Here is a 15,296-nt window from a genome sequence, read left to right as displayed (position 1 = left end):
TCAATTTCCTTTCTTTGTCTCCGCTTCGTAAAACACGAACATTAAATGGTTTGATAGAATATATATTGTGTATTTTGTTGAAAAGCGAATGATTGTCCTATATAATTTGTAATTGTTCGATGAGAAGTGCTATTATTCCTTATTTCTTTTCAAAGACTAAAATGATGAACACGGGAGTGGAAAATTTACATGGAAAAGTTTTTCAAATTAAAGGAAAATAAGACAACAGTATCAACTGAAGTGATGGCCGGGGTGACCACCTTCTTCGCGATGAGTTATATTTTATTCGTCAATCCATCCATCTTGTCAGCAGCAGGCATGCCATTTCAAGCAGTCTTTCTAGCGACGATCATTGCATCCGTTATTGGCACATTAGTGATGGGGTTGTTTGCCAACGTGCCATATGCACAAGCACCAGGTATGGGATTGAATGCTTTCTTCACTTTTACAGTTGTTTTTGGTTTGGGTTATACATGGCAACAAGCATTGGCGATGGTTTTCATTTGTGGGTTGATCAATATTTTGATCACGATCACAAAAATCAGAAAATTGATCATTCATGCGATTCCTGAAAGTCTTCAACATGCGATTGGGGGCGGAATCGGGATCTTTGTAGCGTATGTTGGTATCAAAAATGCCAATCTATTGAGTTTTTCGGCTGATACAGCTGCAGTTACCGGATCAACGATCGATGGCGATACGATCATTAGTGCCAATTTTAACGGCGGGATCGTTCCTGCATTGGCAAACTTTAACAATACGCCAATTATTTTGGCCTTGATTGGATTGGTTTTGACGACATTGCTTGTGGTCAAAAATGTCCGGGGGGCAATCATTATTGGTATCTTAGGCACAACGATTATCGGGATTTTGATGGGTGTTGTTGATCTAAGTGCGATCGATTGGCACGGGAATTCTTTGGGCAGTTCGATCAATGAACTAGGAACAACCTTTGGGGCAGCATTTGGATCTGAGGGGATGGGTTCTTTATTCAGTGATTCTGCGAAAATCCCTCAGGTGATCATGACGATCATTGCATTTAGTTTATCTGATACGTTTGATACGATTGGCACATTTATCGGTACCGGTCGCCGCACAGGTATTTTCTCTAAAAAAGATGAAGAAGCGCTCGAAGATAGCAATGGATTTAATACTAAAATGGATAAAGCGCTCTTTGCCGATGCCATCGCTACTTCAGTAGGTGCCATTTTTGGGACCTCTAATACAACCACTTACGTAGAGTCAGCAGCTGGAATTGGTGCTGGTGGACGGACTGGATTGACTTCGGTCGTGGTTGCTGTGTTGTTCGCTTTGAGTAGTTTCTTTTCACCATTGATCTCGGTGGTTCCTGCGCAAGCTACAGCACCTGCCTTGATTTTAGTCGGTGTGATGATGTTGGCTTCTTTTGCAGATATCAATTGGACAGATTTAGAAGAAGCGGTTCCGGCTTTCTTTGCTTCGATCTTCATGGGGCTTTGCTATAGCATTTCATACGGGATTGCGGCTGGATTCATTTTTTATGCATTGGTGAAAGTTGTCAAAGGCAAATTCAGTGACGTTTCACCGATCATTTGGGTAGTGAATGCCTTATTTATCCTAAACTTTGTCATTTTAGCATTGATTAGTTGAGCTTAATGAGAAAAATCTTTCTGCAATTTTCATGCAGAAAGGTTTTTTTTATTTGAATTTTAAGCTCAATACGGTATAGTAGGTGTGAAAGAAGGTTTATACATGAAGATCGATTGGAAGCGAAACCTCCTGATATCCTGGGTAGGTTGTTTTTTTACAGGTGCTAGTTTCAGTCTTGTCATGCCATTTATTCCCTTATATATAGAAGAGTTAGGTGCACCAACGAATCAAATTGAGTTGTTCTCAGGCCTAGCAATCTCAGTAACGGCGTTTGCAGCAGCTATCGTTGCACCCATTTGGGGGAACTTAGCTGACCAAAAAGGCCGTCGTTTGATGATGATCCGAGCTGCAGCCGGTATGACCGTGACTATGGGATCTTTGGCTTTTGTACCGAATGTCTATTGGTTGTTGATTATGCGCTTTTTCACCGGCATTTTGTCTGGTTATATCCCAAATGCAACCGCATTGATTGCGTCTCAAGCACCGCGAGAAAAAAGCGGTTGGGCACTTGGGACATTAGCAACTGGTGCCATTGCAGGGAATTTGATCGGGCCTTCAATGGGTGGGGCATTGGCTGAATGGTTTGGGATGAAAAATGTCTTTATCATTACTGGGGTCGTATTGCTGATCACTTTGTTATTGACGATTTTCTTAGTACAAGAAAACTTTACACCAGTTGAAAAAGGCGACATGCTTTCAATCAAAGAAATTTTCAGCCAAATCAAAAACGTACAGTTATTGATTGGTTTGTTCATTACTTCTTTGATTTTGCAATTGGGTGTCACAAGCATTAGTCCAATTTTGACATTATATATTCGTGATTTGAGTGGAGATACCAATAATGTGCTTTTCGTCAGCGGCTTGATTGTTTCGATTGCTGGTGTGTCAGCGATTATTTCCTCCCCATTTCTGGGTAAAATCGGCGATCGTTATGGCAACCACAAAGTTTTGTTAGGCGGATTGGTTTTATCGTTTATCTGTTTTATCCCAATGGGCTTCGTATCGACGCCGTTTCAGTTAGGGGCCTTGCGGTTTATGCTCGGCTTTTCAACGGGGGCTTTGATGCCTTCGATCAATACGCTGATCAGTAAGATCACACCGATAGAAGGGGTCAGTCGGGTATACAGCTACAACCAAATGTTTTCGAACTTTGGGCAAGTCTTAGGGCCAATGGTGGGATCGACCGTCGCAGCCGGGTTTGGCTATCCAGCCGTTTTTTGGGTCACCAGCGGTTTTGTACTGATCAATATTATTATTTCAAGTTTTAATTTCCGGAAAAGTTTCCGCAAAACAGATATCAGCCAATAGTTGAAAAGAAAAAAAAACCAGTTACAATGATAGTAACTGGTTTTTTTGCTGCGAATCACTACAAGTGATGATTCGCAGTGGTTGCACTAATTGTGACTCGTCTTTTCAGGCGCAGGTGCGATCGTTCCAATCAGTAAGATCACCACACCAGTGACCAAAGAGATGATTGTCGTTAATTGAAAATCATAAGTGGCTCCTGTTAACGAGCTGCCTAGATAACCAACAACTTGACCTAATACGAAAGTCCAAAATAATGTGACTAAGTAACGCATGACGACACCTCTTTTCCACGTAGCTTACTTTTCGCCTTTAGTGTATCACAAAAAAAATTAATGTAAAGATTTTCACTTTTTCATAGATGCTTTTCAAATTTATTTGCTAGCAGTTCGTAAGAGAACTTTCATATAAGGAGGAATGTCAATGTATGCGCCGCTTACAACGTTAAGTTCATATTCTTTGCTTCAAAGTACCATTAAAATTCCTCAATATATTGCCCAAGCCAAAGAAATGGGCTACCAAACGATTGGGCTGACCGATCGAAATGTCATGTATGGTGCTGTTGATTTCTTTCGCCAGTGTCAGGCGCAACAGATCCAACCAATTTTTGGGGTGTTGTTTGACTGCAATGCCACAGCAGGATCAATGACATTCCCACTCTATCTTTTTGCCAAAAATATCCAGGGCTATCAAAGGTTGATGCGTCTTTCCAGTAAGAAAATGACCACCGATGAACTGTTCATTGCCAATGAATCAACGTTGGCGGATCTTTTTGGGGTGTTGCCCACTGGTCAAGGCTTTTTGTTGGATCAGACGAACGATCCGCAAAAAAACTATACGGAATTAAAACAACTGCTTGATTTATTTGATCAAAACAGTTTGTTTTATGGCGTTGAAAATGATGAGGCAGCGCAAGCGCCATCTTTTGAACCTTTTAGACAATTAGGGATCGAAGCTTGTGCCTATCAAATGGTAACAGCATTGTTTCAAGAAGAAGCTTTTGCTGTTGATGTGATGGGGCATATCAAAGCCGGCACGCAGATTGAAGACTTTCGTCATGTCAAAGAAGAGGGAACGTCAGTCCATCATCTGCAAACGCCAGCACATATGCAGACGTTATTCGATCCTGATTCAGAGGCGCTGAAAAACAATCAGCGGATCGCAGAGGAATGTCGCGTAGAGATTCCATTGCATCAACGGTTGCTGCCGCATTTTCCATTATCAGAAAAGCAAGATGCAGCGACGTATTTACGGCAACTGTGTTTTGAACGCTTGCCGCAAAGAGTGGCGCATGTGACAAAGGCATATCAAGAACGATTAGAATATGAACTCTCAGTCATTCATAAAATGGGCTTCGATGATTACTTTTTGATTGTCTGGGATGTGATGGACTTTGCTCATCAGCAAAAAATCGTTACAGGTGCTGGACGTGGATCGGCCGCAGGGGCGCTGACAGCCTATGTGTTGTCGATCACAGATGTGGATCCGATCAAGTATGAGTTGCTTTTTGAACGGTTTCTAAATCCCGAGCGATACACGATGCCCGATATCGATTTAGATATCCCCGACAATCGCAGAGATGAGATTTTGCAGTATGTGCGGCAAAAATATGGGCAAGAGTATATGGCGCAAATTGCCACATTTGGCACGATGGCTGCCAAAATGGTCTTGCGGGATGTTTCGCGGGTCTTCGGTCTTTCTCAAAGCGAAGCCAACCGATGGTCCAAAGCCATTCCCAATGCGCTGAAAATGACGTTGACACTTGCTTATGAACAATCCAATCAATTGCGTGAATTGGTTGCTTTCAATGAACGAAATCAGTTGCTGTTTCAAGTGGCCAAAACGTTAGAAGGATTGCCCCGACATGTATCCACCCATGCAGCAGGCGTGGTGATCAGTGACCAAAACTTATTAGATCTAGTCCCTTTGCAAACGGGCAGTGATGATATTTGGCTGACGCAGTTTACGATGAATGACGTTGAAGCAGTGGGCTTGTTGAAGATGGACTTTCTAGGATTGCGTAATCTATCGATCATTGACAACACATTGCAAGGTATCAAGCGAATCACCCATAAAGAAATGACGCAAAAGGAAATCCCCTTGGATGATCCTGAAACGTTGATCCTCTTTCAAAAAGGAGAAACTGCCGGTATTTTCCAATTTGAGTCAGCGGGCATCCGCAATGTTTTACGCAAGTTAGGCCCTGAAAGTATTGAAGATATCGTTGCAGTCAATGCGTTATATCGACCGGGTCCGATGCAGCATATCGATACGTTTATCAAACGCAAGAAAGGCCAAGAGCCGGTTGTTTATCCGGATGACAGTTTGATTTCGATTCTGAAAAACACATACGGCATCATTGTGTATCAGGAACAAATCATGCAAGTTGCTTCAAAAATGGCCGGATTTAGTCTGGGACAAGCAGATATTTTGCGCCGAGCCATCAGCAAAAAGAAAAAAGACATCTTGGACGAGGAACGACGCCACTTTGTTCAAGGCGCTGTCGAAAATCAGTATGATGCCGATAAAGCAACGCTTGTCTATGATTATATCGAGCGCTTCGCAGATTACGGATTCAACCGTTCGCATGCCTTTGCTTATTCGGTGATTGGTTTTCAAATGGCGTATTTAAAGGTTCATTATCCAGCGCCTTTCTTTGCAGCCATTCTGCATTCTGTCCGCCACACGACGAGCAAAATGAAAGAATACCTAAATGAGGCAGCGAAATATAAAGTTTCAGTTCTTCCGCCAACCATCAATACCAGCGGCTATAGTTTTCAATTACAAGGAGATGCAACCATTCGCTTTGGCTTCAGCAGTATCAAAGGGATCAGAAGGGATATGATCCAAGACATCATTGACGAACGCAAAATCAATGGTGCGTATCGATCGTTGGATCAATTTTTGCTGCGGTTGAATCAACGCAACAGTAAATGGCTGAAGCTTGATTATCTGGTACCCTTGGTCAGTATTGGTGTTTTCGATGAGCTGACGAAAAATCGAAAGCAAACATTGATCCAATTAGAAGGTAAAATCCAAAATATCGCCTATAGCGGAGGCAGCTTAGATCTTTTAGAAACGATGGCATTGAAAGAAGCAGAAATTGCAGATTATCCACTAGAAGAAAAGCTGGCTTTGGAAGAGGAATATCTAGGCGTGTATCTGTCTGGACATCCAGTAGAACAATTTCATAAATTGAAGCAATTTAAACGTGTCACAGATATTGCCAATCTTGTACCTAACGAACGAGTCAAGATCTTGCTTTATGTGCGGAAAATAAGGGAAATCAGAACCAAAAAAGGCGAACAAATGGCATTTGTTGAAGGAACGGATGCCAGTGGAGAATTATCTGTGACAATTTTCCCTTTGATTTATCGACACGTTCGACCGCAAGTTGAAGAAAACGCAGTTTTATATATAGAAGGCAAAGTTGAAGTAAGTCGTTACAATGGTGAAATTCAGCTGGTTGCTGATAAAATAGATGTAGCAGAACATGAACAAAGCAAATTGGCGCAGCAAACCTGCTACCTGAAAATTTCTGCTGAAGCACAAGCGATGCATATGCAAACGTTGGCCAATTTGATGAAGCAATACCGAGGCACGGTTCCTGTAATCATGTTTTATACCCAAAGCGGCAAGAAGTTGTTGGTGAATGAAGCGAACTGGGTCAGTGATGATCCGCATTTTGTTGCACAGCTGGAAGAATTATTAGGAAAAGGAAATGTAATTTTCAAGTAATTTTCGGAAAACAGCAATCGAACTTACACTTTTTTCAACTTTTTCCTAGTATCCAAAGACATTTGTCGTGAATAATGGTAGAATATGACTCGTGGTTATTACTTGAAAAGTATCAAACAGGGTTTGCCCTAACAAAATCTTTTGATGAGGTGAAAGAATAATGAAACGCATTGGAATCCTAACCAGTGGCGGCGATGCACCAGGTATGAACGCAGCGATCCGCGCAGTTGTCAGAAAGGCAATTTTTGACGGACTTGAAGTATATGGTATCAACTATGGGTATGCTGGTTTAGTTGCTGGCGATATTCGTCGATTGGATGTAGCTGATGTAGGCGACAAAATCCAACGAGGTGGTACATTCTTGTATTCAGCAAGATACCCTGAATTTGCGACACAAGAAGGCCAATTAAAAGGGATCGAACAATTGAAAAAATTCGGTATCGAAGGCTTAGTCGTTATTGGTGGAGATGGCTCTTATCATGGCGCAATGGCGTTGACACGTCATGGTTTCCCTGCAATCGGTATCCCAGGAACGATCGATAATGATATTCCAGGAACAGATTTTACTATTGGTTTCGATACAGCAATCAATACTGTGTTAGAATCGATTGACCGTATTCGTGATACAGCAACTTCTCATGTTCGGACATTTGTGATTGAAGTCATGGGTCGTGGCGCTGGAGATATCGCGCTTTGGTCTGGTGTTGCTGGCGGTGCGGATGAAATCATCATCCCTGAACATGATTTTGACATGCAAGTCGTTGCTGATCGTATTCGTGAAGGCCGCGACCGTGGCAAGAAACATTGCTTGATCGTCCTTGCTGAAGGTGTGATGGGCGGAAATGAATTTGCAGACAAATTATCTGAATATGGCGATTTCCACACACGCGTATCTATCTTAGGTCACGTTGTACGTGGTGGCTCACCAAGCGCCCGCGACCGTGTGTTGGCAAGTAAATTTGGTGCATACGCAGTTGAATTACTGCAAGAAGGCAAAGGCGGCTTGTGTATCGGTATCGAAGACAACAAAATGATTGCTTCAGATATCATCGACACTTTAGAAAACAACCGTCACAAACCAGATGTTTCTTTATATGAATTAAACAAAGAAATTTCTTTCTAGGCAATCTGGCAGTAACGCACAAAACTTTTAAAAAGAGCTTTTTTTAGCTATTTTAAATAAATGAATAGGAGCGTTTAGTAATGAAAAAAACAAAAATCGTTAGTACATTAGGACCAGCAAGTAACAGTGTGGAAATTATTTCTCAACTGATTGAAGCCGGTGCGAATGTTTTCCGTTTCAACTTCTCTCATGGAGATCATGAAGAACAATTGGCACGGATGACAATGGTTCGCGAAGCAGTCAAAAAAGTTGGTCAAGATGTAGGTATCCTTTTAGATACAAAAGGTGCTGAAATTCGGACTACTGTACAAGATACGACTGAAGCAGATTTTGGCCGTGCTGGATACATCCAATTCAACGTAGGTGATGAAACACGCATCTCAATGGACCCAGAACACAAAGGCTCAAAAGAAAAAATTGCTGTAACATATCCTGGTTTATTTGAAGACGTACATGTTGGCGGACACATCTTGTTTGATGATGGTTTGATCGATATGGAAATCACAGAAAAAGACGAAGCAACCCGCGAATTGATCGTCACTGTCAAAAATGCTGGTATGCTAGGATCACGTAAAGGTGTCAATGCACCAGGCGTATCAATCAGCTTACCAGGTATCACTGAAAAAGATGCCGACGATATCCGTTTTGGTCTTGACAATGACATCGACTTTATTGCCGCTTCATTTGTACGTAAAGCACAAGATGTTCTTGAAATTCGTGAAATCTTAGAAGAAAAAGATATGACACATGTGCAAATCTTCTCTAAAATCGAATCTCAAGAAGGGATCGACAATATCGACGAAATCATCAAAGTTTCTGACGGTATCATGGTCGCTCGTGGCGACATGGGTGTTGAGATTCCTGCGGAAGAAGTACCAATGGTTCAAAAGAGCATTATCAAAAAATGTAATGCTGCTGGAAAATCAGTTATCACTGCTACACAAATGCTAGAATCAATGCAACAAAACCCACGTCCTACACGTGCGGAAGCTTCAGACGTTGCCAATGCTGTCTTTGATGGTACAGATGCAACAATGTTATCAGGTGAATCAGCAAATGGTGATTACCCAGTTGAATCTGTTGCGACAATGGCTCGTATCGATATCGAAGCAGAAAAATCATTGTCTGAAAACAGCACATTCCAAATCAATCAATTTGATAAAACAGATGTTACTGAAACAATCGGTTTATCAGTTGCCCGTGCAGCGAAAAACTTAGGGGTTAAAACAATCGTAGCAGCAACTGAATCAGGTTATACTGCAAAAATGATCTCTAAATACCGTCCAGACGCAGATATCTTAGCTGTGACATTTGACGAACGCACAAAACGTGGGTTGATGTTAAACTGGGGTGTTTATCCAACTGTTGCCCAAAAACCAACAACAACAGATGAAATGTTTGAATTGGCTTCAAAACAAGCTGTAGATTTAGGTTTCGCTAAAGAAGGCGACTTGATCTTGATCACTGCTGGTGTGCCAGTTGGCGAACGCGGAACTACAAATGTGATGAAAATCCAATTGATTGGTTCTAAATTATTAGAAGCACAAGGAATCGGTGAAAAATCAGTTGTCGCAAACGCTGTGATCGCACATTCTGCAGAAGAAGCAATCGCTAAAGCAAAAGACGGCATGATCCTTGTAGTACCAACAACAGATAAAGAATATATGCCAGCAATCGAAAAAGCTGCAGCATTGATCGTTGAAGACGGCGGCCTAACATCTCATGCAGCTGTAGTAGGGATTGCCAAAGACCTACCAGTTATCGTTGGTGCCAAAGATGCAACAGCAACAATCAAAGACGGCGAATTGATCACCCTTGATTCACGTCGTGGTATCGTATATCGTGGCGAAACAACTGCCATTTAAGGGTATATGCGTAATTGATCGGAACAGGCAGTGTATAACATACTGTCTGTTCCGATTTTTTGTTTTTTTACAGGGGATAAAACAGGTAAAACGGTACCAAAAGTTCTGAGAAAGGTGTCAAGAAAATTTCATTGACAAAGCCTCAGAAGCCCTGTATAATTGCTTTTGTTGCTTAGGAGTGATAAGAATGAAATGGTCTTTATTGGAATTAAAAAAATACCAAGAAGAACCACTAGTGTTCGATGAAACATTGGACTTGAAAAATCAGCTGATCAAAAGAGATGAACAAATCATTAATTTGGGACCAGTCAAAGTGAAAGGTTTTATTAGTGCTGGCAAGCATGAATACTTGTTGCACTATCAAGTTGTAACGACAATGACTTTGCCGTCTACTCGTTCTCTTGAACCAGTTGCTTTAGGCCTTGATTTTACTGTCGATGAATGTTTTATGACACCAGAGCAATTTCAGCGCCGCGATGAAACGATCGTTGAAGAAGAAGTATTATTGATTGATGGACAAACGATCAGTCTAGACGATTCCGTAGCGGATAATTTATTACTTGCGATTCCGTTGCAAGTCTTGACCGATGAAGAGAAAGAAAGTACGGAAATGCCTTCTGGTAATGACTGGACTGTTCTCTCAGAGGAAGATTTTGCAAAACAAAAAGAAACGCAAGCCCAACAAGTTGATCCTCGTCTTGCAAAACTATCAGAGCTATTCAATGAATCAGATGATGATAACGCGTAGGATTGGAATAAATTGCAGCCTCAAGGTTGCGTTCATTAACAAGGAGGTGTAGCAAAATGGCAGTACCAGCTAGAAGAACTTCGAAAGCGAAGAAAGCAAAACGTCGTACACATTACAAATTGACGATCAATGGTTTGAACGAATGTGCAAACTGTGGTGAAATGAAAAAAAGCCACCATGTCTGCGCAAACTGTGGTCATTACGATGGCAAAGACGTTGCAACAAAAGAAGCATAACCCTTTTTTTGAAAAAGGATTTTAAAACCACAGGCTAACCATGGAGCCTGTGGTTTTTTGTTTTTTTTGCAAATGTGTAATTTTTCTGAAAAATTTTTGATAGTTCGGGAGAGAATGGTTCAAAAGCCAGCATATTTGCGCTATAATGATGAAGATAATTCAATCTTAGGAGGATGCAAGATGACAAAACAACAAATCGGCGTTGTCGGTATGGCTGTAATGGGCAAGAACTTAGCCCTAAATATTGAAAGCCGTGGTTACTCTGTTGCCCTGTTTAACCGTACTGGTTCTAAAACCGAAGAAGTAGTAAATGAACATCCTGATAAAAATTTCAAAGCAACATATACGATAGAAGAATTTGTACAATCGATTGAAACACCCCGTCGTATCTTGTTGATGGTCAAAGCTGGATTTGCAACTGACGCTACGATCCAAGAATTATTGCCTCATCTAGACAAAGGCGATATCTTGATCGATGGAGGGAATACATTCTTTAAAGATACAGTGCGCCGGAATGAAGAATTAGCCAACTCTGGCATCAACTTTATCGGTACTGGTGTCTCTGGTGGAGAAGAAGGGGCTTTGAAAGGCCCGTCAATCATGCCTGGCGGTCAAAAAGAAGCTTATGCGTTAGTCGCACCGATCTTGGAACAAATCTCTGCTAAAGCAGAAGACGGTTCTCCTTGTGTGACGTACATTGGCCCAAATGGTGCAGGACACTATGTAAAAATGGTCCACAATGGGATCGAATATGGGGATATGCAATTGATTGCTGAATCCTATGATTTGATGCAAAATATTTTAGGTCTATCTGTAGCTGAAATGGCAGATATCTTCGCTGAATGGAACAAAGGCGAATTGGATAGCTACTTGATTGAGATCACAGCAGATATCTTGACCCGTAAAGATGATGAAGGCACGGGTAAACCACTGGTAGATGTGATCCTTGATGCCGCTGGAAACAAAGGAACCGGTAAATGGACCAGCCAAAGTGCATTAGACTTAGGTGTACCATTACCATTGATCACTGAGTCAGTGTTTGCACGCTATATCTCAGCATACAAAGAAGAACGTGTGAATGCCAGCAAAGTATTGCCAAAACCTGAAGCTGTCACTTTTGAAGGTGATAAAGAAGCGTTTATCAACAAAATTCGCGAAGCGTTGTACTTCAGCAAAATCATGAGCTATGCACAAGGCTTTGCACAATTACGTACAGCTTCAAAAGAATACGATTGGGATCTGCCATTTGGTGACATTGCAAAAATCTGGCGTGCCGGCTGTATCATTCGGGCACAATTTTTACAAAAAATCACCGATGCATATGATAAAGATGCAGATATCGAAAACTTATTATTAGATGAGTACTTTATCGATATTACAAGAAGATACCAACAATCCGTACGTGAAGTGGTAGCTTATGCTGTGCAAGCAGGTGTACCAGTTCCTACGTTCTCTTCAGCGATCGCTTACTTTGATTCTTATCGTTCTGATCGCTTACCAGCCAACTTGATCCAAGCACAACGGGATTATTTTGGTGCACATACTTATGAACGTACAGACAAGGAAGGTATTTTCCATTATTCTTGGTATGACGAAGCATAAGCATTTGCTTATTACAAGGAAGAGAATGGCCAAAAGTCAGAACTTTTGGTCAATCTCTTTTTTATTTTTTAGATACATGCTAAAATAAAACAGATAATGCTTGATATATAAGCAGAAATAACCAATAAAGGAGCTATCAATCATGAGTAATATTCTAATCATTGAAGATGAGAAGAACTTAGCTCGATTTGTGGAATTAGAATTAAAGCACGAAGGATACAATACCGAAGTACATTACAATGGCCGTACAGGGCTGGATGCTGCTTTAAATAATGAATGGGATGCAATTTTACTCGATCTTATGTTGCCCGAATTGAACGGACTAGAAGTCTGTCGTCGTGTCCGTCAAAGCAAAAATACGCCAATCATCATGATGACTGCTAGAGATTCAGTGATTGACCGTGTATCAGGATTAGATCATGGTGCAGATGACTATATCGTTAAACCGTTTGCGATTGAAGAATTATTGGCACGCTTGCGGGCATTGTTACGCCGAATCGACATCGAAGGGGACAAAAACGTAGCCAAACAAACAACCATCACGTATCGTGATTTAACGATCGAAAAAGAAAATCGGGTTGTTCGTCGCGGGACAGACGTCATCGAATTGACCAAACGTGAGTATGAACTGTTATTGACATTGATGGAGAACGTCAATGTAGTTTTGGCAAGGGATGTATTGTTGAACAAAGTTTGGGGTTATGAAACGGAAGTCGAAACCAATGTTGTTGACGTGTATATTCGTTATCTCCGCAATAAAATCGATGTACCTGGGGAAGAAAGCTATATCCAAACCGTTCGTGGTACAGGATATGTGATGCGCTCGTGAACCTGAAAAATAGAATGAAAAAATTGAGAGAACTGAAGGGGCCTTCTTTAACTGTGAAGTGGGCCTTCGCAAGTTCTTTCTTTATATTTGTTGTTTTTACGATTTTTGCGGTCATCACGTATAAAACGTCCGTCAACTTGATCGTAGCCAAAGAAGAGAATAATGTCGAGCGGACGATGTCAGAAGTAGCTTCTCGTTTGGCGAATTCCGATCAAGAATTGACATTGGTGCGCACCTATCGCAATCTGACAAAAAATGATACAGGAGAAACAAGTATCTATGATAGAACATCTACGATCGATGGAAATCTAATGAAGATCGATTCGTTTATTTCAGAACTAGGACAATCGTCATTAAGTTTATTTGTGTATAATCTGAGTCAAGATTTAGTCTTTAAAACCCATGAAAATGATTTGGCTTTGATTGACGTTGCGCGCAAAGCACCTACGATCGTCACGTTGGATGGTGTTACTGGGTTTTTATCGATCCAACCAATCTATTCAAAAGAAACGAGAGAGAAAATCGGCTATGCACAAACCTTTTATGAGTTGACTTCATTTTATGAGATTCGTAGTAAGTTGCTGCTGACACTGATCATCTTGGAAATCGTGTCATTGATTTTAAGTAGTGTACTTGGCTTCTTCTTATCCGCTTATTTCCTGCAACCATTAAAAGTCTTGCGAGATACAATGGAAACAGTGCGCAAAAATCCGCAGTCAACTGTCCATATGCCCGAATTGAATTCAAATGATGAATTGTCTGATCTAGCGGATATCTTTAATGAAATGCTCGATCGGATGCGCTCGTATATCGAGCAACAAGAACGTTTCGTTGAAGATGTGTCCCACGAATTACGGACACCAGTCGCAATCATTGAAGGTCATATGAACTTGCTGCAACGATGGGGGAAAGATGATCCAGAAATTTTAGATGAATCATTATCGGCTAGCCTGCAAGAAATCAGTCGTATGAAAACACTGGTGCAAGAAATGCTGGATCTCTCTCGAGCAGAACAAGTAGATGTTCACTATGGAAACGAAACGACGAAAGCGAAAGAAGTTGTTTATCAGGTCTTTAACAATTTCAAGATATTGTATCCTGATTTTGTCTTTACCTTAGACGATGATTTATATCATGAGTTGATTTTGAAGATCTATCGCAATCACTTTGAGCAAATCATTATTATTGTATTGGACAATGCTGTTAAATATTCAACAGAGCGAAAAGAAGTCCATTTGTCGATTTCTAAAGAGCGGGATCAATTCATGGTTGCGATCCAAGATTTTGGCGAAGGGATCACTGGGGAAGATTTGGATAAGATATTCAATCGTTTTTATCGTGTCGATAAAGCCCGAGCGCGAACAAAAGGCGGCAATGGATTAGGATTGTCGATCGCGAAGCAATTACTTGCAAGTTATAAAGGGAAAATCACCGCTGAAAGCGTCATTGGCCAAGGGACGATTTTTAGAATCAAAATACCAATTTCAAAACCTAAAGATAGAGAAGCAAGAGAACGTTGATCCGTAAACAGCGTTCTCTTGTTTTTTTATAAAAATACGCATTCAGAACGATTGAAATGCATGATTAAACGAACAATCACAGTTAATTTCAATGAATGATTCGCCTATAAAAAATAATCAAAAAAAGGCTATGATTTTAGTTGATTTTTCTTATTAGAATTGCTATATTATTACTTGTCTTTGTAAAGCAATTGGAATAAATGTTCTTCAATCTTTTTTTAAAAAGTAGTTGACGGATGATTTTACAAGTGTTATTATAACAAAGTCGTAAAAAACAAATCGCCTTTAAATGCTTTTGAATCAAAAACTTTTATCAAAAAAGTGTTTGACAAATAACATTAAAGATGATATGATAATCAAGTCGTTGTGAGTGGTGTTCGAATTAAATAACACCTAGCAAAAAAACTTTTATAAAAAGTGTTGACAATCACTTGTCACTCTGATATGATATAAAAGTTGCTAACGCAGCACTGTAGACCTTTGAAAACTGAACAAAGCAAGCAAACGAACCAATGTGTAGGACGCTTCATTTTATGAAGCAAATACATGCAAGCAATAGCTAGCAAAGTTTTAATTTTATGAGCTTAACGATCCTTTGGATCGTTCAAACAAATCATTATGAGAGTTTGATCCTGGCTCAGGACGAACGCTGGCGGCGTGCCTAATACATGCAAGTCGAACGCTTTTTCTTTCACCGGAGC

The 15,296-nt window shown here is 40.7% G+C and carries 11 protein-coding genes and 1 rRNA gene; 11 read left to right on the top strand and 1 reads right to left on the bottom strand.

From position 1 onward, the window contains the following. Positions 1 to 189 precede the first annotated feature (189 nt). Both ACYVRS_RS00060 and ACYVRS_RS00055 read left to right on the top strand, forming a co-directional pair. Positions 190 to 1,629, top strand: a complete 1,440-nt coding sequence (locus ACYVRS_RS00060) for an NCS2 family permease (protein ID WP_461202096.1) — start codon at positions 190 to 192, stop codon at positions 1,627 to 1,629. A gap of 102 nt (positions 1,630 to 1,731) precedes the next feature. Next, on the top strand, positions 1,732 to 2,937 hold the full coding sequence (locus tag ACYVRS_RS00055; protein ID WP_312497793.1) for a multidrug efflux MFS transporter: 1,206 nt from the start codon (positions 1,732 to 1,734) through the stop codon (positions 2,935 to 2,937). 86 nt (positions 2,938 to 3,023) lie between these two features. Here the strand turns inward: ACYVRS_RS00055 and ACYVRS_RS00050 are convergent, their stop codons facing one another. Next, positions 3,024 to 3,209 carry a YjzD family protein gene (locus ACYVRS_RS00050; protein WP_054115335.1) on the bottom strand — a complete coding sequence of 62 codons (186 nt, stop codon included), beginning with the start codon at positions 3,207 to 3,209 and terminating at the stop codon, positions 3,024 to 3,026. A 148-nt stretch (positions 3,210 to 3,357) separates the two neighbouring features. Here ACYVRS_RS00050 and dnaE point away from each other — a divergent pair, with 148 nt between their 5' ends. From dnaE to ACYVRS_RS00005, 9 genes are all read left to right on the top strand, one after another. Further along, positions 3,358 to 6,672 carry a DNA polymerase III subunit alpha gene (gene dnaE / locus ACYVRS_RS00045; protein ID WP_461202094.1) on the top strand — a complete coding sequence of 1,105 codons (3,315 nt, stop codon included), beginning with the start codon at positions 3,358 to 3,360 and terminating at the stop codon, positions 6,670 to 6,672. 160 nt (positions 6,673 to 6,832) lie between these two features. Further along, the gene (gene pfkA, locus ACYVRS_RS00040) at positions 6,833 to 7,795 is read left to right on the top strand and encodes a 6-phosphofructokinase (protein WP_054115333.1); all 963 of its coding nucleotides are present in this window, start codon (positions 6,833 to 6,835) and stop codon (positions 7,793 to 7,795) included. 80 nt (positions 7,796 to 7,875) lie between these two features. Then, entirely contained in the window at positions 7,876 to 9,660 is a 1,785-nt protein-coding gene (gene pyk / locus ACYVRS_RS00035) for a pyruvate kinase (protein WP_312497795.1), read from the top strand. Between the two features lie 187 nt (positions 9,661 to 9,847). Next, positions 9,848 to 10,408 carry a YceD family protein gene (locus ACYVRS_RS00030; protein ID WP_312497796.1) on the top strand — a complete coding sequence of 187 codons (561 nt, stop codon included), beginning with the start codon at positions 9,848 to 9,850 and terminating at the stop codon, positions 10,406 to 10,408. A 56-nt stretch (positions 10,409 to 10,464) separates the two neighbouring features. Further along, positions 10,465 to 10,644, top strand: coding sequence for a 50S ribosomal protein L32 (gene rpmF / locus ACYVRS_RS00025; RefSeq protein ID WP_054115330.1), 180 nt, complete (start codon positions 10,465 to 10,467; stop codon positions 10,642 to 10,644). 180 nt (positions 10,645 to 10,824) lie between these two features. Next, on the top strand, positions 10,825 to 12,246 hold the full coding sequence (gndA, locus tag ACYVRS_RS00020) for an NADP-dependent phosphogluconate dehydrogenase (RefSeq protein WP_312497797.1): 1,422 nt from the start codon (positions 10,825 to 10,827) through the stop codon (positions 12,244 to 12,246). 142 nt (positions 12,247 to 12,388) lie between these two features. Beyond that, complete coding sequence (locus tag ACYVRS_RS00015) at positions 12,389 to 13,075, top strand: response regulator transcription factor (RefSeq protein WP_005229193.1); 687 nt, start codon at positions 12,389 to 12,391, stop codon at positions 13,073 to 13,075. Between the two features lie 14 nt (positions 13,076 to 13,089). Continuing rightward, entirely contained in the window at positions 13,090 to 14,595 is a 1,506-nt protein-coding gene (locus ACYVRS_RS00010; protein WP_082348604.1) for a HAMP domain-containing sensor histidine kinase, read from the top strand. Positions 14,596 to 15,209: 614 nt separating this feature from the next. Continuing rightward, a 16S ribosomal RNA gene (locus ACYVRS_RS00005) occupies positions 15,210 to 15,296 on the top strand; the annotation flags it as partial.

It is taken from the genome of Enterococcus salsurae (assembly GCF_054784955.1).
This window is presented reverse-complemented; position numbering and strand designations above follow the sequence as displayed.